Annotated in this window: 17 protein-coding genes; 5 read left to right on the plus strand and 12 right to left on the minus strand. The window is 64.5% G+C overall.

Annotation, left to right across the window (positions count from 1 at the left end; genetic code table 11):
- Nucleotides 1–7 precede the first annotated feature (7 nt).
- Genes tssL through ACTRWG_RS09500 form a run of 4 tightly spaced genes read left to right on the plus strand, consistent with a single transcriptional unit; the run spans nt 8 to nt 6,394 of the window.
- The gene (gene tssL / locus ACTRWG_RS09485) at nt 8–1,435 is read left to right on the plus strand and encodes a type VI secretion system protein TssL, long form (protein WP_027233862.1); all 1,428 of its coding nucleotides are present in this window, start codon (nt 8–10) and stop codon (nt 1,433–1,435) included.
- Entirely contained in the window at nt 1,432–5,004 is a 3,573-nt protein-coding gene (tssM, locus tag ACTRWG_RS09490; RefSeq protein WP_462829248.1) for a type VI secretion system membrane subunit TssM, read from the plus strand. Before tssL ends, tssM begins: the two co-directional genes overlap by 4 nt.
- Complete coding sequence (gene tagF, locus ACTRWG_RS09495; protein ID WP_462829249.1) at nt 5,004–5,672, plus strand: type VI secretion system-associated protein TagF; 669 nt, start codon at nt 5,004–5,006, stop codon at nt 5,670–5,672. The genes tssM and tagF overlap by 1 nt, the downstream gene beginning before the upstream one ends.
- A complete protein-coding gene (locus ACTRWG_RS09500; protein WP_259959464.1) occupies nt 5,672–6,394 on the plus strand; it encodes a PP2C family protein-serine/threonine phosphatase in 723 nt (240 codons plus the stop codon). Before tagF ends, ACTRWG_RS09500 begins: the two co-directional genes overlap by 1 nt.
- A 36-nt stretch (nt 6,395–6,430) precedes the next feature.
- Here ACTRWG_RS09500 and ACTRWG_RS09505 read toward each other — a convergent pair whose 3' ends face one another.
- Together ACTRWG_RS09505 and ACTRWG_RS09510 are read right to left on the minus strand one after the other, a co-directional pair.
- Complete coding sequence (locus ACTRWG_RS09505) at nt 6,431–8,593, minus strand: serine/threonine protein kinase (protein WP_462829250.1); 2,163 nt, start codon at nt 8,591–8,593, stop codon at nt 6,431–6,433.
- A gap of 44 nt (nt 8,594–8,637) precedes the next feature.
- A complete protein-coding gene (locus ACTRWG_RS09510; protein WP_027233857.1) occupies nt 8,638–9,213 on the minus strand; it encodes an OmpA family protein in 576 nt (191 codons plus the stop codon).
- A gap of 182 nt (nt 9,214–9,395) precedes the next feature.
- On the opposite strand from ACTRWG_RS09510, the gene ACTRWG_RS09515 reads away from it, so the two are divergent.
- Nucleotides 9,396–10,238 carry a M15 family metallopeptidase gene (locus ACTRWG_RS09515; protein ID WP_027233856.1) on the plus strand — a complete coding sequence of 281 codons (843 nt, stop codon included), beginning with the start codon at nt 9,396–9,398 and terminating at the stop codon, nt 10,236–10,238.
- Between the two features lie 9 nt (nt 10,239–10,247).
- Here the strand turns inward: ACTRWG_RS09515 and ACTRWG_RS09520 are convergent, their stop codons facing one another.
- The 10 genes from ACTRWG_RS09520 to ACTRWG_RS09565 form a co-directional block, all read right to left on the minus strand.
- Nucleotides 10,248–10,781, minus strand: coding sequence for a hypothetical protein (locus ACTRWG_RS09520; protein ID WP_154667622.1), 534 nt, complete (start codon nt 10,779–10,781; stop codon nt 10,248–10,250).
- Nucleotides 10,778–11,104, minus strand: coding sequence for a hypothetical protein (locus ACTRWG_RS09525; RefSeq protein WP_462829251.1), 327 nt, complete (start codon nt 11,102–11,104; stop codon nt 10,778–10,780). Before ACTRWG_RS09525 ends, ACTRWG_RS09520 begins: the two co-directional genes overlap by 4 nt.
- A gap of 67 nt (nt 11,105–11,171) precedes the next feature.
- Nucleotides 11,172–12,671 carry a caspase family protein gene (locus ACTRWG_RS09530; RefSeq protein WP_027233855.1) on the minus strand — a complete coding sequence of 500 codons (1,500 nt, stop codon included), beginning with the start codon at nt 12,669–12,671 and terminating at the stop codon, nt 11,172–11,174.
- A gap of 129 nt (nt 12,672–12,800) precedes the next feature.
- Entirely contained in the window at nt 12,801–13,127 is a 327-nt protein-coding gene (locus tag ACTRWG_RS09535) for a hypothetical protein (RefSeq protein ID WP_027233854.1), read from the minus strand.
- Nucleotides 13,128–13,129: 2 nt separating this feature from the next.
- Entirely contained in the window at nt 13,130–13,516 is a 387-nt protein-coding gene (locus ACTRWG_RS09540) for a response regulator (protein ID WP_027233853.1), read from the minus strand.
- 33 nt (nt 13,517–13,549) lie between these two features.
- The gene (locus ACTRWG_RS09545) at nt 13,550–14,413 is read right to left on the minus strand and encodes a CheR family methyltransferase (RefSeq protein ID WP_027233852.1); all 864 of its coding nucleotides are present in this window, start codon (nt 14,411–14,413) and stop codon (nt 13,550–13,552) included.
- The gene (locus tag ACTRWG_RS09550) at nt 14,410–14,892 is read right to left on the minus strand and encodes a chemotaxis protein CheW (protein ID WP_019297432.1); all 483 of its coding nucleotides are present in this window, start codon (nt 14,890–14,892) and stop codon (nt 14,410–14,412) included. The genes ACTRWG_RS09545 and ACTRWG_RS09550 overlap by 4 nt, the downstream gene beginning before the upstream one ends.
- Nucleotides 14,882–17,050 carry a chemotaxis protein CheA gene (locus ACTRWG_RS09555; RefSeq protein ID WP_027233851.1) on the minus strand — a complete coding sequence of 723 codons (2,169 nt, stop codon included), beginning with the start codon at nt 17,048–17,050 and terminating at the stop codon, nt 14,882–14,884. Before ACTRWG_RS09555 ends, ACTRWG_RS09550 begins: the two co-directional genes overlap by 11 nt.
- A 1-nt stretch (nt 17,051) precedes the next feature.
- Nucleotides 17,052–17,426, minus strand: a complete 375-nt coding sequence (locus ACTRWG_RS09560) for a response regulator (protein WP_027233850.1) — start codon at nt 17,424–17,426, stop codon at nt 17,052–17,054.
- Nucleotides 17,423–17,710, minus strand: a complete 288-nt coding sequence (locus ACTRWG_RS09565; RefSeq protein ID WP_008558454.1) for an STAS domain-containing protein — start codon at nt 17,708–17,710, stop codon at nt 17,423–17,425. The genes ACTRWG_RS09560 and ACTRWG_RS09565 overlap by 4 nt, the downstream gene beginning before the upstream one ends.
- Nucleotides 17,711–17,997 lie beyond the last annotated feature (287 nt).

Below are 17,997 nucleotides of genomic sequence, written 5' to 3' on the forward strand. Positions count from 1 at the left end.
CGCTGAGATGGCTGATTATGACGATCCCTTTGCCGAACCGGGGGATACCGACAAGACGGTGATCAAGCCGAACCCGGGGGGGCGGCGCACAGCCACCCCGATGCAGCAGCCGGATGCGTCGCCGCAGGCCCAGCCGGTGCCGGAACAGGCGGCAGATCCCGATCTGGATGCCTATGGTGTGCCGCAGGCAGCGGCGCCGAGGCCGCAGGCCGCTGCGGGCGGCCAGAAAGCGCCGAAGATGGCGCTGACAGGAATGAACCAGCTGACCGCCTGCGCCTCGACCCTGTTTGCGCTGATTTCCCGCATCCGCAACCGGGCCCAGCACATGGACCCGGACGCGCTGCGCAAAAGCGTGGTGGCAGAGGTGCGCGCGTTTGAAAACCGCGCCCTGCAGGCGGGTATCGCCGCGCAGACCGTGAAGATCGCCCGCTATGCCCTGTGCGCGACACTGGACGACGTGGTGCTGAACACGCCCTGGGGCGGGCAGTCCTCCTGGGGGCTGCAGTCGATGGTCGCGACATTCCACCGCGAGGTGGTGGGCGGCGACCGGTTTTATGACCTGCTGGCGCGGCTGGAGAAGGAGCCGGGCGCCAATATCGACATGCTTGAGTTCCTGTACATGTGCCTGTCGCTGGGGTTCGAGGGCCGTCTGCGGGTAGAGCAGGGCGGGTCCGAGAAACACCTGCAGATCCGCGGCGCGCTGGCCCGGATCATCCGCAATCAGCGCGGGCCTGTTGAGCGCGATCTGTCGCCGCATTGGGAAGGGGTGGTCAAACCCTTCAAGGCGCTGTCGGTGTGGCGGCTGGTGTGGATCACGCTGGCGGCCACTGCTGCGGTGCTGGCGCTGCAGTTCATCGGCCTTAGCTGGTTGCTGTCGAACAAGACGGAAAATGTGGTGGGGCAGCTGTCCATCGTCGACTCCGGCCCCAAGGTGGAACTGGAACGGCGCGCGCCGCCGCCGCCGCCGCCGCCGCTGGCACCGACCACGGAGGAGCAGGTCGCCAAGGTCGCGGGCTTCCTGGAGCCGGAGATCAAGGAAGGCATCGTGCAGGTCTTCCAGAAAGGCAACACGCTGATTATCCGGCTGGCTGGGTCGGGCATGTTCGGCTCCGGCTCTGACCAGCTGAGCAAGGCCTTCCGCAACCCGGTGAACCGGGTGGCTGAGGCGCTGAATGATGAAAAGGGCAGGATTATCGTGGCAGGGCATTCCGACAACGTGCCGATCCGCTCGTCGCGCTTCCCGTCCAACATGGCGCTGTCGCTGGCGCGCGCGAAATCGGTGATGGCGGGCATGGCCAAGGTGATGACCAATCCGGACCGGCTGTCGGCCGAGGGCCGCGCCGATAAAGAACCGATTGCAGACAACGGCACCCGCGCCGGGCGGGCCAAGAACCGCAGGATCGAAATCCTGCTGGTTCAGGAGGTTGAAGGATGATCCGCCGCTATATCTTCCCCCTGTTCCGGTCGATCTACACCATCCTGCTGATCCTGGCATTGGTGCTGTCGGCCTGCGTGTGGTTCTTTGCACCGTTTATCGGCAGCGCCGACTGGCGCCCGTTTGACAGTGTGATGTCACGGCTGATCACCATCGGGGTGATCTTCCTGCTGTATTTTCTCACCATCGGCCTCATCTTCTGGCGGCGGCGCCGCAAGGACAAGGAGATGACCGAGGAGATGGCCGAGGCGGCCGACACCTCGGAAGATGATGTCTTGTCCGAGGAAATCGGCGAGCTGCGCGGCAAGTTCAAGGACGCGATCAAGGAGCTGCGCAAGTCCAAGGGCGGGCGGCGCCATCTGAACGATCTGCCCTGGTACATCATGATCGGCCCGCCGGGCGCAGGCAAGACGACCGCAATTGTGAATTCCGGCCTGCAGTTCCCGCTGGCCGAGAAACTGGGCAAGGCCGCGATTGGCGGCGTTGGCGGCACCCGCAACTGCGACTGGTGGTTCACCAATGACGCGGTGCTGATCGACACCGCCGGGCGCTATACCACCCAGGAAAGCGATGCGGATGCGGACAATGCCGCCTGGCTGGGCTTCCTGGGGTTGCTCAAGAGATACCGCAAGCGGCAGCCGATCAATGGCGCCATCGTCGCGATTTCGCTGTCGGACCTGTCGTTGCAGGATGAAATCACCCAGAAAAGCCATGCCGCCGCGGTGCGCCACCGACTGGCTGAGCTGCGCGAGAAGCTGGGCGTGCGCTTTCCGGTCTATGTGCTGTTCACCAAGGCGGACCTGATCGCCGGGTTCCAGGAATTCCATGACTCGCTTGGCAAGGAGGACCGCGAACAGGTCTGGGGCTTCACCCTGCCGCTGCCCAAGGGCAAGAAGGAAGAGCCGCCGATTGCCGCGTTTGACGAGGAGTTCGGCCTGCTGCTGGGGCAGATCAATGCGCAGCTCTTGGAGAAGATGCAGACCGAGACCGACCATCAGCGCCGGGCGCTGATTGCCGGCTTCCCGGCGCAGGTGGCGTCGATGCGCGGCGTTGCCCGCGACTTCCTGATGGAGGTGTTCCAGGACAACCGCTATGCGCAGCGGCAGATGCTGCGCGGGGTCTATTTCACTTCCGGCACCCAGGAAGGCACCCCGATTGACCGGCTGATGCTGGGCATGGCGCAAACGTTCGGCATCGGGCGGCAGGCGATTGGCTCAGGGCAGGGGACCGGGCGCTCGTTCTTCCTGACCCGGCTGTTCGAAGGCGTGATGTTCCCCGAGGCGGGCCTGGTGTCAGCGGATGACAAGGTGGAGCGCCGCTACCGCTGGACGCGGCGGATTGCGATTGCGGCGACCGTGCTGGTGGCCATTGCGATGGGCACGCTGTGGGTGCGGTCCTATCTCAAGAACACCGATCTGATTGCCCAGGCCGAGGGCCAGGTGTCGGCCTACCAGGCCGCGGCGGCCCAGCTGCCGCCCAGCCCGGTGGGCGATACCGATCTGGTGCCGGTGGTGGCGGCGCTGAACAACCTGCGCGACATGCCGGGCAATCCGGTGCTGTCGGATCCGGACCCTGAGCGCGCGATGACCTATGGGCTGTATCAGGGCGAGGTGATCGGCACCCAGGCTGCCCAGACTTACCGCGCGGCGCTGAACCAGCGCCTGTTGCCGCGGTTGCTGGTGCGGCTGGAGCAGCAGATCGAGGGCAACATCAACAACCCCGACACGCTCTATGAGGCACTGAAGATCTACCTGATGCTGGGCCTGCAGGGGCCGATGAACCCGGATCTGGTCAAGGAGTGGATGCGGCTGGACTGGGAAAACATTGCCTATCCCGGCATCGCCCGCACCCAGCTGCGTTCCGACCTGATGGATCATTTGACGGCGCTGCTGTCGCAGCCGATGGAAGAGATCGCGCTGAACGGGCCGCTGGTTGCCCAGGCGCAGAACATCCTGTCGGAGATGCCGCTGGCGCAGCGGGTCTATAACGGCATCCTCAACTCGCAAAAGGCCACCAGCCTGCCGAAATGGCGGATCACCGATGTTGGCGGCCCGTCGGTCAAACGGGTGCTGGTGCGCAGCTCCGGCAAGCCGCTGAATGACGGGATCGAGGGCATTTTCACCTATGACGGCTTTCAAAACGTGTTCCTGCCGGAGGCGGTCGGCGTTGCCGAACGGGTCCACCGCGAGGCCTGGGTGCTGGGCGAACAGAGCGAGGCAGCCCAGAATGAGGCGGTTCTGCTGAAGCTCAGCCGCGATGTTCTGGACCTTTATTACAACGACTACATCAGCCGCTACGATCAGATCCTTGGCGATATCGACATCGTGCCGCTGGAATCGCTGTCCCATGCAGTAGAAGTCACCAACGTGCTGTCCGGGCCGACCTCGCCCATCGTCAACATCCTGACGGAGGTCAGCAACGAAACCCGCCTGAATGAGGACAAATCGCTTCTGGATGCGGGCACTCTTGCCGCGGGCGCCCAGAACGTGGCGGCGATCGAGGCGCGCTCTAACCTGTCGATCCAGGGTCAGATCCTGCTGGAGGCGCTGGTCGGTTCTGCCGAAAATGCGCCTGGTCAGGCGGCCAAGCCGCCGGGGGCCTATGTGCAGGAGCGGTTCCAGTGGCTTTATGACCTGGTCAACCGGCCTGAAGGCCAGCCCTCGCAGCTGGATGACCTGATGGGGCAGCTGCAGCTTGTCTATCAGGAGCTGAACAAGATGTCCTTCTCCGGCGTGGCGACAGGCGGGCAGACCGGCCAGGCGCTGTTGCAGTTCCAGCAGACCGCCAGCCGTATGGGCGGGCCGCTGCCCCGCTGGGCGACACAGATTTCGGCGGGTTCCTCCGGAATCACCTCCGAAGGCACGCGGGCGTCGATCAACGCGCGCTGGCAGTCCACCGTGCTGCCGTTCTGCGAAAAGGCGCTGGCTAACCGTTATCCGTTCAACCGCTCGGCCCGGGCCGACGTGGCAATGGCGGATTTTGCAAAACTGTTTGCGCCGGGCGGGCTGATCGACGGCTTTTTCAATGATCAGCTGCTGAAATATGTCGACACCCGCAGCCGCCCCTGGACCTGGAAGCGGGTGAATGACGTGGATCTGGGCATCAGCCAGGCGGTGCTGCAGCAGATGCAATACGCCTCCGAGATCAAGGAGGCGTTCTTTGCCGGCGGCGCGCAGCCCGCGGTGCAGTTCCAGATCACCGTCAACGCGCTGGACCCCAAGGCCAAGGAGGTGCTGCTGGAGATCGACGGCACCAAGGTCGCCTATAACCACCGCTCCGGCGCGCCGACGCCTGTGGCGGTGACCTGGCCGGGCCCGGTGGGGCTGGCGCGGATCACCCTGCTGCCGAAAAAGCGCGACGCCGAAAACGTGATGTCCCGGGACGGGCCGTGGGCCTGGTTCCGGCTGCTGGACGCGGCAGAGGTGCGCCGAACCAATGTCTCGGACCGGCGCCGGGTGAACTTCCGCGTGGGCGGCCGGCTGGCCCTGTTTGAGCTGCAGTCCGGGTCGGTCATCAACCCCTTTGCCCTGCCGGCGATGGCGAAATTCAGCTGCCCGAAGTCGATGTGATGGCGGGGTTCGGCGCCTTTGGTAAGATGCCGTCAGCCGGGGATTTCTTCCGGTTGAACACCCCTGGCGGGTTTGTGCGGGTGTGGGATGCCTGGCTGCAGCAGGTTATGCTGGACGGCAGGGCGGCTTATGGTGCGGGCTTTGACGCGCACTACATGACCGCGCCGATCTGGCGGTTCACCCTGCCCGCCGGCATGGCCGGCGCGGGCAAGGTCATGGGCGTCATGATGCCCTCGGTTGACCGCGTCGGGCGCCGGTTTCCGCTGACGCTTATGGCGGGCTTGCCGGGGCAGGGGGCGGCGGGCCTGTACCATTTCGGCGAGGCCGCGTTATTTGAACGGCTGGAGGATGTGGCGCTGGATGCATTGGAGGACACGATGACCAAGGACCGGCTGGCGGAAACACTCGCAAACATTCCGGTGCCGGAGGCACGGGCTGCCGGCTCCGTGGACGCACCGGGCATGGCGGTGGTTCTTGCTGGTCCCGAGAGCACGGAGAGGCTGTCGGCCGTATCGGACGGCGCCCGTCTGGCGGGCTGCAGCCTGTGGACGGCGGTTCTGGACGGGGCGCCGCGGACGCTGGCGTTCAGCGGGCTGCCGCAAGGCCCCGCGGCGCTGGGACTGTTTGACCTTGCCGCGCCGGTCTGGGCAGGGGCCGGGGTTACATGATGAACCCGATGCGCAAATACCGCTACACCGCGCAAACCCATGTGGGGCTGAAGCGCAAAGTCAACGAAGATGCCGTTCTGGCGCTGCCGGAACATGACATCTGGCTGGTGGCTGATGGCATGGGCGGCCATGCCGCGGGGGATTTCGCCAGCCGCTTGATTGCCGATGCGGTGGCGACGATCCCGCAGGGGCTGGACCCGGCGGCGCGGATGCATGCGCTGCGGGATGCGATCCAGACCGCGCACCAGGCAATCCGGGCCGAGGCCGCCTCCCGCGGGGGCGGCACCATCGGGTCTACCGTGGCGGCGCTGATTATGGCCAACCAGCATTTCGTCGGCCTTTGGGCCGGGGACAGCCGCATCTACCGGCTGCGCAATGGCCGGATCGAGATGCTGACTGAGGATCACTCGGCGGTGGCGGAATACGTGCTGGCGGGCAAGATGACCTGGGACGAGGCCGACCAGCACCCGCAGTCCAATGCGATCACCCGCGCCGTCGGGGTCGGGGAGGACCTGGAGATCGACAAGGTCCGCGGCGACACGGAGCCGGGCGACCGGTTTCTGATCTGCTCTGACGGGCTGACGAAATACGCAACCTTCGCGATCCTCGCGGATGTGCTGGGCGGCACACCGCTGGAAACCGTTGGCGACCGGCTGATCCAGATCGCGCTGGACGGCGGCGGCGCCGACAACATCACCGCCATCGTGATTGATGTGACGTAGACAAGCCGCGTTCCAGCACGGAATCCGGTTTCCCGGTCAGGGTTTGGCGGTAACCAGAATGCGGCTGTCCAGCGAGCGGATGCGGCTGGAATCCGCCTCGTAACTGGCCTGAAGCGCTTCGGCAAACCCCACGGCGCTTTCCGAGGTCGGGCGCATCCCGTCAAACAGCGGCTCTGACGAATGCAGCACCAGCACCTTGCTTTTGCCCAGGGTGCTGTCATCCACCTTAAAGGCGATGCCGCCGCCGGAAGAGGATTCCTCCAGGCTGTAGGCAACCCGCACCGGCACATCGCCTGCAGCGCCGTCGCGCAGGCTGGCCACAGCATTGTCCGGCCGTGCGATATTGGGCAGCAGGTGGAACACGTTGCCGGAGACATCCAGGACCGAAACGGTCAGGTAGCCGTCGGTCACATCCCCCGGCAGCACCACGTCGATCACCGGGTTTTCCCCGACAAAGAACCGGCCCGAGGGGTTGGGCTCCACGCTTGAGCCGCCCACCGCAAATTCCACTTCGGCGCCGCCGGAGGGGGCTTTGGGCAGGTGCTGCTCCACCACACACAGCGAGTCGTTCAGCACCTCGACATCCAGCACCACCTGGCGCTCATGGGCCAGCGCGCGCAGCGCGTCGAACAGTTCCAGCCGGGTGGCGGTGCTGGCGACCCGGCCGCTGATCAGGATCGGATCGGTTGGCGCATAGCCGTCATAATGGCCGTTCCCGTCGCGCACCAGCGGGCCGCAATCGGCAAAGGCCTCCATCACCGCCTTGACCTCCGCCACCGGCAGCATCGGCAGTTCAAACCGGATCTCCGCCTTGCCTTCCAGCGCCCCGGGCAGGCCGTTGCGGAAGCGTTCGTTCAGCATTTCGGCAACATTTGTGTCGCTGGTCGCGCCCGTCAGGCGGGCCTTGTTGTTGCTGACCACCAGCCGCCACTCGCGCAGGCCCTCAAGCGGCTGCACCGTATCCAGCACATCAACGCCCCAGGTCTCGGCGATTTCGCCGGAGGCCAGGGTCAGATCCGCGTCCTCCGCCAGCGCCAGCAGCGCGTCGCGGGTGGCTTCCGAGGGCACGTTGCCGACGATCTGCACCGGCCCGTCCGCCGGTTTTTCGGCAATCAGGGAATAGGGGCGCACAATCGGATAAGACGGCCCCATGAAGCTGTCGAGCATGCCAGAAAAATAGGCCCCCGCACCGCCACCGAGCAGCAGCAGAACCGCCAGCGCCGCCCACAGGCCGCCGCGGCCGCCCTTTTTCTCCTGCGGCTTGTCCGCTGCCGGTTCCGGCGGCGGAGGCGGTGCCGGCTGGCGGGTTTGCGGCACGATGATGGTGGCATCTTCGGCTGCGGGCCCGTCCAGCACATCCGCCAGGCTGCCGCCGTCGGGATTGTCGAGAAACGCCAGCACCTCGGCTGCAGTTTGGAACCGGTCATCCGGGTCCGGCGCGCACATCCGTTCGATCAACGACCTGAGCGGTTCCGGCACACCGCTGGTGTCCAGGGGTTTCTGCTTGTTCTCAACCACTTCCATCGGGTTGGCACCCAGCTTGGGCGCTTCGCCGCGGAAGTTGGCCAGCAGCAGCGCCCCCAGCGAATAGATGTCAGACCGGGCGTCTGTCTGGCCGCTCATCTGCTCCGGCGCGGCATAGGAATATTTGCCCGCAAATTCATTGCCGACAATGGTCTGGGCCCCGGGATTGGTGTCCTTGGCAATGCCGAAGTCGATGATCACCGCCTCTGCCGGGTCGCCGCCCCGCAAGATGATATTGTCCGGGCTGAGGTCGCGGTGCACGATATTGCGGGCATGCGCCGCCTGCAGCCCTTCCGCCACGCGGCGGCAGATCACCAGCAGGTCTTCGGCCGCCATCGGTCCCTGTTTCAGGCGCTTGTCGAGGCCGGGGCCGTCGATGTAGTCCATTAGCAGATAGATATGCCCGTCCGGCGTGCGGTGGTTTTCCGAGTAGCGCACCACCGCGGCATGGCGGATTTCGCGGATATTCTCCTCGCGCGCCATCAGGACGGTAAAGTCCTCGTTGGCGGCAAGCTCCTGCTTCAGCACCTTCAGGGCCACCAGGTTGCCGGAGATTTCCGAGCGCGCCTTGTAAACGTCCGAGGTGCCGCCACGCCCCAGCAGGCCTTCGATCCTGTAGGTGTTGTTCAGCAGATCACCCGGCTGGAACAGGTCGCCAGGGCGCGATTCAAGCATGTGGTTCTCCCTGGCCTGCAGCCCGCCGCGCGCCCAAGCCGGGCTCAGCCCAGAGCCTGGAATTCGACGCGGCGGTTTTCATCCGCACGCGGGTTGTCCTGATTGAAAGGCGCGGTCTCGCCCATGCCGATTGCCTTGAGCATATCTTCGGGCACGCCGCAGGAGCTGATCAGGTGGCGCCGCACTTCCTGCGCGCGCAACAGCGACAGCCGCTCATTATAGGCGGCGGAGCCAGAGCTGTCGGTATGGCCGATGATCTGGAACACGGTGCCGTCCATCAGCTTCATCGACTCGCACATATTGGCCAGCTTCGGCGCCTGGTCGGCCCGCAGCGCGGCGCTGTCGAAATCAAAGGAGATCTGGACATTGATCTGGGCCTGCTGGTCCACCGGGTTGTATTCCTCGGCCGCGGCCGCCACGGTTGCGGTTTCCTGCGCGGTGTCCTGGGTCTGGTCCGTGCTGCTGGGCACGATCACCAGGCCGCGGGTCTTCTGCTTCTTGAAGGCTTCGGTGATTTCCTCGACCGACAGTTCATCGCCGTTCGATTGCGCCTGCGCCAGCGGTGCAAAGATGAGGCTTGCCCCCAAAACACTTGCGAAAATACCTTTCAGGCGGATCATGCTCGACGCCCTCCCCTACCGTTTCAACATCGCTGGCAGCTTATACCAGCACCTGCGGTGTGCCAATGGCGGGCAGAGGTCCGCTGCGGAAAAAAACACGGTGTTTCCGGCAAGTTGTAATCAGGGGGTTTACTGCCGCGCGGTGAAGGATTGAAATAGGCGCAGAAGAGCCGGGAGGAAACATGCGGGTTCTGCCAGCAGTCATAATTGCCGTTGGCCTGGTTCTGGCCCCGGCGGTCTGGTTCGGGCTCAGCTGGCTGCTGAGCGAAGAGGATTACCAGGGGGCCGGCGGGGTGGATTCCACCGCGCGGATCGAGATCGAGATGCTGCGCCAGCAGGTCGAGGATCTGCAGGCCCGGATGACCGACCTGCAAAACGAGGTTGCCAGCCTGCCCGCGGGAGGGGCAGGCACCGGAACCCCTTTCACCGATGACGCGGCCGGCGAGGCCGCGATCTGGAACCAGACCGGCGGCGCGGATCTCGATTATGCGCAGGTGGTGCTGATCGCCGACCGGCTGAACGTGAACCGCGGGCTGAAGGTGACAGGCGGCCGCTACCTGACAGAAAAGCTGGGCCGCCCGCGGGAGGAGCTGAACGATACCTGCCAGCCGATGACCAACCCGGACCTGAAGGAAAAGCTGGTGACAGAGCAGGTCGGCCCGATCCGGGTCAGCATGCTGCGCCCGGCCATTGAAAGCCTGAAGGTGGTGTTCGAGAACATCCGCCAGGCGGATCCCGACCTTTATGCCCGCATCAACACGGCCGGGGCGCTGTGCGTGCGCCGGATCCGCGGCACGCTGAGCGCGCTCTCCACCCACAGCTATGGCTTGGCAGTCGATCTGAACATCGACGGCAAGCTGGACAATTTCACCGATGGCAAAACCCAGCTGGGGCTGACCATCATGGCTGATTTCTTCTACGATCAGGGCTGGGTCTGGGGCGCGGGCTTCCGTCGCGAGGACAGCATGCATTTTGAAATCAGCCGCCGCCAGCTGGACCAATGGCTGGCCGACGGGCTGCTGTAACAAACAGCCTCAGGCAGAGCGCAGCAGAACCTTGCTGGAGTCGATGGCCGCCGCAATCCGCTGGTAGCGCACGATGGACCGCGCGGGTGAGTTTTCCGCGGAGCGCAGCAATTTTGTCTGCGTTTCCTCGAGCACCGCAAGGGCCTTGGTTGTTGCCGCGGCCTGCCGTTCCGGCGCCACAGCGACGATAGGGCGATACGACCGTTCGGCGCTGTTCAGGGATCGGGCCTTTCCCCGCGGTTTTGAAGGGTCACGGTTCTCGCGCGCGATCTGCCGCAGATCCTGAGCCGTTTCCTGCAGGATCTCCCGCAGCGGCTCATGGCCGGGCAGGCCTGCCAGATCCTTTTCCAAAGCTTCGAAACGCTCAGCCAGGCAATCGATTAAATACGGCCCCACGATTCCGCACAGGTTCCGGAAGCCGGCGATACGGTCCACCACGTCGTCAGCTGAGCGTATACGGTTGCCGAAGAAGCGGCCGTTTCCGGACGGCCCTCCAAAAGTGCTGCCTTCGCCGTCGCCGCCACTGCCGCCGCGCGAGCTCACATCGCCAGCACCGCCGTCACCATCACCGCTGCCGCCATCGCCGCTGCCGCCATCGCCGCTGCCGCCGTCACCGCTGCCGCCATCGCCGCTGCCGCCGTCACCGCTGCCGCCATCGCCACTGCCGCCGTCACCGCTGCCGCCGTCGCCGCTGCCGCCATCACCGCTGCCGCCATCACCGCTGCCGCCGTCGCCGCTGCCGCCGTCACCACTGCCGCCGTCACCGCTGCCGCCGTCGCCGCTGCCGCCGTCACCACTGCCGCCGTCACCGCCGGCACCACCGGTGCCGCCGCCATAGCCGCCGGCTTGGCTGTCCAAGGGGCCATTCAGGAAACAGGTGAGCAGAACGAGGAACACAGCACGATGTAACAACATCCGCTTGAAGTAGGGCGCTTACCCCTCCAGTCCATAGGCCTGACGGATGCCCCTTTGCGTTCCCGGACCGAAATCGCCGTCAATCGCGCCTGCATAGAAGTTGTTGTTTTTCAGCTTCCGCTGCAGCGCGCGCCGGGTTTCTGCGGTGAACATTTTCGGGCGTTCGCTCAGCAGATTGAGCACATCGGAACTGCCGCTGCGCAGCGCCGCGTAAAGGTAATGCGCCGAGTCTTCGGGGCCTTTTGACGGGATCAGCCCGTCATCAATCAGTGCGGCGAAATTGAACTGGGCCTGCGGGTGGCGCAGGTCCGCAGCGCGCTCAAAGAAGGTCAGCGCTTTCTTCGGGTTGGCGCGCAGGCCAAGTCCGCCCTGGTAATGCAAAAAGCCCAGATCGTTGATCGCATCGGCAAAATCCTGGGCTGCCGCCGCCTGATACAGCTCCAATGCCTTGGCCGGATCGGCGTCCACGCCGGTGCCGCGCTCGTAAAGCTTGGCCAGTTCGAACTGCGCCTCAGGGGAGCCCGCGTCCGCGGCGCGCTGCAGGAAATCCACGGCCGCCTTGGGGTCGAACCGGCCCTCATTCGGGTTGAGCCGGATATAGGCCAGCCCCAGCATCGAGCGGGTATCGCCAAGATCGGCCAGCGCCAGCAGCTGCTCCTCCTGGTCGGGTTTCAGCGCGGCCCAGGCGGCAGAGGCATCGGCCACCGAAACCGGGGCATCATTTTCGCCCGGGCCGGCCAGATAAAAGGGCACGCCGGTCAGCGAGCCATAGGTATGGGGCTCCTGCAGGTTGGCGGTGGTTTCCAGCACCCGGTCGCGCACCTGGCGGAACATCAGGCTGATTTCCAGCCCCGGCTGCACCATTTTCTCCATCAGCGCCGTTGCGTAGGGGGAATTGCTGCCGCTGCCGTCCAGCGCCACCTGGCCGTCCTTGGCGGCAAAGGCCACCAGCGTGCCGCGGTCCGGATCGGCCGGCGCCATGCCGCCGCTGCCGCGGGTGGCGGCTGTGCTGTCAGCGGTCTGGCTGCCGCTTTGCTCCAGCGCGATGTCATCGCCCAGCGGGTTGTCACGGCAGCTGTCGAGGATCACGATGCGCATCTTGCGGGCCCGGTCCACCGCCGCCAGCAGCTGTTTCAGCGACAGCGACTGGCGCTGCACATCCCGGTTGCCGGCCACCTTGGCGTCGGCCGGGATCAGGAAATTCTCGCCTTGAACCTCAATCCCGTGGCCTGCGAAATAAATCAGCGCCAGATCGGCAACTTCGGAGCGGAAGGCGAAATCATCCAGCAGCTGCTCCATTTCCGCGGTGCCCGGATCCAGCGCCAGGCTGACGTCAAAGCCGATGCCTTCCAGCGTGCCGGCCATTGCGGCGGCATCGTTGCGTGTGTTTTCCAGGGGCGGCAGGTACTGGTATTCTGCCACCCCGATGACCAGGGCGATACGGTCGCTTGCAGCCTGCGCCCCTGCCGCCATCAGAAGGCAGGCGGTGAAAATCAACGGTTTGAAAAGAAAAGACATACGGATACCCGGGCTGGCGGTTACAGCTATGCCCAATGTAATCCGCGGCGGCAGCAATTAAAAAGAAAATTCGCTGCAGCGGGGCGCCGCAAAGGCGGCCCCGCCCTGGTCAGGGCGGGGCGGGGAATGTCAGGTGCTTGCCAGGCTGCTGGCAGAGCGCAGCCGTTCGCGCAGTTTTTCGAGGGTGACCCCTGCCGCTGCGGCTGGCAGGTCGGCAGGGCCGGACTCGTCAACTTGCGCCTGCACACGCTTGTAGAAGCCGGAGAGCCCGGCCAGGGTCTGAATCACCAGATCAAAGTCCTGCAGGGAACGCAGTTCCTGGCTGGTCGGGGGCGTGCCCCGTTCCAGCACGTCGAGCACGACGTCTTCCAGCGCCTGCATCTGACCGCGCAGCTGCTCCATTTCCCACGCCGAGGCGGCGCAAAGTTCGCTCAGGGCTTTGCCGGGACGCTCCATGGTTACAGCCGCCCGACGACCTGTTCGATGGCCTGCTTCATCGTTGCCACCGTGAACGGCTTGCGGACAATGTTGTTCAGACCGATCTGCTTGCCGACCTGGATCATCTCCGGCGTCGGCTTGCCGGTCACCAGAATGAAACCGACCCGCTGCGTGACCTGATGGCTGCGCAGGGCTTTCAGCAGGCCCAGGCCGTCCATGCCCGGCATGTTGTAATCCGACAGCACCATGTGAACCGGCGTCTGAACCAGTTTCTTGTAGGCGCCCTCGCCGGAGTTTTCGACCATATAGTTCTTGATGCCGATCTCATCCAGGCTCTGTGTGATGATCCCCCGGCTGGTTGACATATCGTCAACGACCATAACGCGGAGAGAGTCTTTCAAGCTCATTTTTCTTTCCTTCTGCTCTGCTTGCAGCCGTGGTCAGGAAGTCCTGCCAGCGGGTGAGTTGACATAGGTTGTGATCCCGGCCGTCTTCAGGTGCTGCGCTGCCGGGCCGGACATGCGCTCGGAGTGCCCGATGAAGAGATAACCGCCCGGGTTCAGGGCATTCTGGAAGGCCTGCCAAACCTTCTGCTGGGTCGGGTTGTCGAAATAGATCGCCACGTTGCGGCAAAAGATGGCGTCGAACTTGCCCCGGAACGGAAACGGCTCGATCAGGTTCAGCACCCCGAAGGTGATCAGCTTGCGCAGGCTGTCCGGCAGCCGCCCCTCAGCGTCCCGGGCGGGCACCAGGTTCCGGTATTTCGCGTCGATCTGGGCCAACTCGTCCTCGGGGTATTTCGCCGCCTGGGCGTGACGCACCACAACCGGATCGATATCGGTGCCCAGGATCTTGAAATCCAGCTTGGCCGCGTCCGGGCACAGGTCCAGAACGGTCATGGCAATCGAATAGGGTTCCTGCCCGTTGGAGCAGCCCGCCGACCACAGCCGAACCCGCCCGCCGCGCCGCGCCTGCTCGATCAGCGGCGGCAGCACATCGTTGCGCAGGGTTTCGAAATGGTGCGGTTCCCGGAAGAAATGGGTCACGTTGGTGGTCAGCAGCGACAGCAGGCCGCTGCGCTCCTGTTCGGCGTTGGGGCCGTCCAGGCAAGCCAGATACTCTTTGAAACTGGTGAAATTGCGCTGGCGCAGCTTCCGCGCCAGCCGCGAGGACACCAGCGGCTTCTTGCTTGCCGCCAGAGCCAGGCCGAAATGCTTATGCGCAAACTGCGCAATGGCTTCGAATTCCTGGTCCGAGAGCGAGAAGCTTTCAGTTGCGGGAGTGATGGAACCTTCTGCGCTCACGGCATCACCTGCTCCGGAGCCGAGATCACCGCATCCAGATTGATGATGCGCACCATGGTGTCATCATGCGAGATGATGCCCTGGATGTATTCCATCGTGTTGCGGCTGTCGACCGGCGGGGTGTCCTGGATGTCATCCGGGTTGATCGAAATGATCTCCGAGACCGATTCCGCCAGCAGCCCGACCGGCTTGCCATGCACTGAGACCACGATGACCACATTGCGCTCGCTCGCTTCGGTCTGCTGCAAGCCGAAGCGTGCCGACAGGTCGTAGATCGGGATCACTGCGCCGCGGAGGTTCATCACCCCCAGCACATCGGCCGGAGCATGCGGCAGGATGGTCACCGGCGACCAGCGCCGGATCTCGCGGATCTGGGTGATCTTCAGGCAAAAGGCCTGGCCTGCCACGGTGAAGCTGACGAACTCGCTGTGTTCAGCGTGCTTCACTTCCTGATCGGTTTGCTTCACTTCAGCTTGCATTGCTCAATCTCCGCTCGGTGTCAAAGGCGGCCGCCGTGGGCGAAGCCGCAATGATGCTTTCAGGGTCCAGGATCATGGCAATCTTGCCATCGCCCAGGATGGTTGCGGCGGCGACGCCGGGTATTTCCCCGCAGACGCCGTCCAGGCTTTTGATCACCACCTGGCGCTGGTCGTGGATGTCATCCACCGCCAGGGCACAGCGCTGGCCGGTTTCGGTCTCCACCAGCAGGTAGACGCCGGCCTGCTGGTCGCTTTCGCGGTACAGGCCCAGGCCGCCGGCCACATCGCAGATCGGCACGAAGTTGCCGCGGATCGACAGCAAGGTGCCGTCGGCGCCGAGGTTGTTGATCATGTCGTCGCTGCCGCGCATGGTTTCGACGATCGAGGTGATCGGAACCACCATGGTCTGATCGGCAACCGACACCACCATGCCGTCCATCACCGCCAGCGTCAGCGGCAGGATGATCGTGAACGTCGAACCCTTGCCCGGGGTCGAGGAGATGTTGATGCGGCCGCCAAGGCCGGTCACCGCATTCTTCACCACATCCATACCGACACCGCGGCCCGAAAGGTTGGACACCTCCTTGGCGGTGGAAAAGCCGGGCGCGAACAGAAGATTGTCGATCTCGCTGTCTGTCAGCTCGGCATTTTCCGGGATCAGGCCCTTTTCGATGGCGATCTGCTTGACCCGCGGCCGGTTCACGCCGGCACCGTCGTCCTTGATCTCGATGCAGACGCTGCCGGAGCGGTGCGAGGCAGACAGGCGGATTTCGCCGGTGGTCTGCTTTCCGGCCGCTTCCCGGTCCTCGGGCTTTTCGACGCCATGGTCGACCGCGTTGCGCAGGATATGCGTCAGCGGATCGGACAGCCGTTCGATCACCGTCTTGTCGACCTCGGTGTTTTCGCCCTCGGTCACCAGCTTGCAGGTCTTGCCGGTGGCGGCCGACGCCTCGCGCACGATCCGGGCCATGCGCTGGAACAGCGGCTTCACCGGCTGCGCGCGGATGGCCATGACACCTTCCTGGATGTCGCGCGCCAGGTTCTTGAAGCCTTCCAGCTCAGTCTCGACATCCCGGGTATCCGAAACATTGAGATTGGCGATCTGCTGCGCGAGCATCGAATGGTTGATGATAAGCTCCCCGACAGCGTTGATCAGCCGGTCCACCCGCTCGAGCTCGACGCGGAGCGTGGGCTTGGGACCGCCGCGCTGCTCCTGCTTGCCGCTCTCGGCTTTCGGGGCCGATGCCTTTTCTTCGGCAGCTGCCGGCTTGGCTTCGGGTTCAGGTGCGGGGACCGGCGGTTCAAAAGGGGCGGCAGAGGCCTCGCCGTCTGCACTGTCCGCGGCAGGCGGCGCAGGCGGGGCGCTGAACATTGCGTCCAGTGCGGCCAGGGCATTTGCCTCCGCCTCAGCATCGCCATCCCCGGCAATAGACAGCTCGCACAGGCCTTCGACAAACTCGAAGACCGCCTCGACCACCGACCGGGGTTCCTTGGTCACCAGAACCAGGTCCCACGCCAGATAGCTTTCGTCCATGTCCATGGAGTCGAAGCCGGGCAGCTCATTCTCGTCGAGCTCCACCGTCAGCTCGCCCATGTCCTTGAGCGCCTGGAACAGGAAGAACGGTTCGTTGCCGGTTCCGTACATCTCCTTCAGCGGCTGGAAGCGGATCCGGTAGGTCTCCTCCTGCGGCACCGCCGGCGCGGCGGGCGCGATATCCAGGCCGCCGACCGGAGCGGCAGCGCCAAGCCCCATCGGCTCGAAGGTGAGGTCCTCCTCCTCTTCGGGGATGTATTCGTCCAGCGCTGCCAGCAGGGTGTCGTGATGCGCCTCGTCGATCTGGCCGCCGTCGCGGGCGGCCTCGACCAGCGCCGACAGATGGTCGCTGGAGCGCAGCAGCAGCTGGATCAGTTTCTCGTCCAGATCCAGCCGGTTGGAGCGCACTTCGTCAAACACGGTCTCGAACCGGTGGGCAAAGGCCACCAGGTCGTCCAGCCCAAAGGCTCCGGCGCCGCCCTTGATCGAGTGCACGGCGCGGAAGATCGCATTGACAACCTCGGGGTCCTGATCGCCTCCTTCGATAGCGGTCAGCCCCTCATCCGTTGCTTCAAGGAGCTCTTCGCACTCCTCAAAGAAGGTATCCTGAATCGACCCCGACATCTCAGGCCGCAGCTCCAGTCACACGCTTGAGCGCGAAGATCAGCGAAGCGTCGTCGAACGGCTTGGTGATCCAGCCGGTGGCGCCGGCGCCGCGGGCGCGGGCCTTGAGTTCAGGGGCGCTTTCGGTGGTCAGCACCAGGATCGGCACCTTGGAATTGATGCCGGCGCCGCGCAGCTCCTCAATCACGCCGAAGCCGTCGAGGTTGGGCATGTTGATATCCGTGATCACGACGTCGGGATCGACATCGGGATACATGTCCACGCCTTCGCGGCCATCGACCGCGCAGTGGTATTCAAACCCGGCCTCTTCCAGGGTTGCGGCCAGAAGATTCCGGATCGTGCGGGAATCGTCGATTGCCAGAACTTTGGTCTTCATGCTGTTTCCTCGTCTTCAAAACGGTTGGGCTCCAGCCCCAGAAGCGTCAGGGACTTGCGGCAGGATTCGGTGATGTTGGTGACTGAGAAGCCTACCCCCTCGGACCGCCACTGCTGCTCTGCTCCGAGCAGAATCTGCAGGCAGCGCGAAGGCATCAGAGCGACGCTGCTGCAGTCGATTTCGACCGCCCGGGAGCGGGCCCCTTGCAGGAAGGCGATCAGCGGATCCAGTTCCGCGAAGGCATTCGGCAGATCCAGAATGTGCTTTTGCGTTTCCGTGGTCATTTTCGGCGATTCGCACCCCCGTTGTCGGCGATCAATTCGAGTTCGATGAAGCAATTCATAGGCGCGGGGCCTTAACATTTGATTGCCGCCGCGCGCGCTCAGCAGGGGATTCATAAGGAGACGCACGGCAATTCCGCGCGGAAATTCCCGTCAATTTTTAACAGTGGCCGGCCGGGCCGGGGAATCACCTGGCCGCGTTTTCGGCTGTGTTCAGCGGGTTGCGCACAGCCAGCGGCTGTATGTTTACCGGACCTTTACGGAGTGACGCCGATGCGCTGCGGATTCCG

The organism is Leisingera sp. G5_S3_59_S7, from assembly GCF_054968485.1.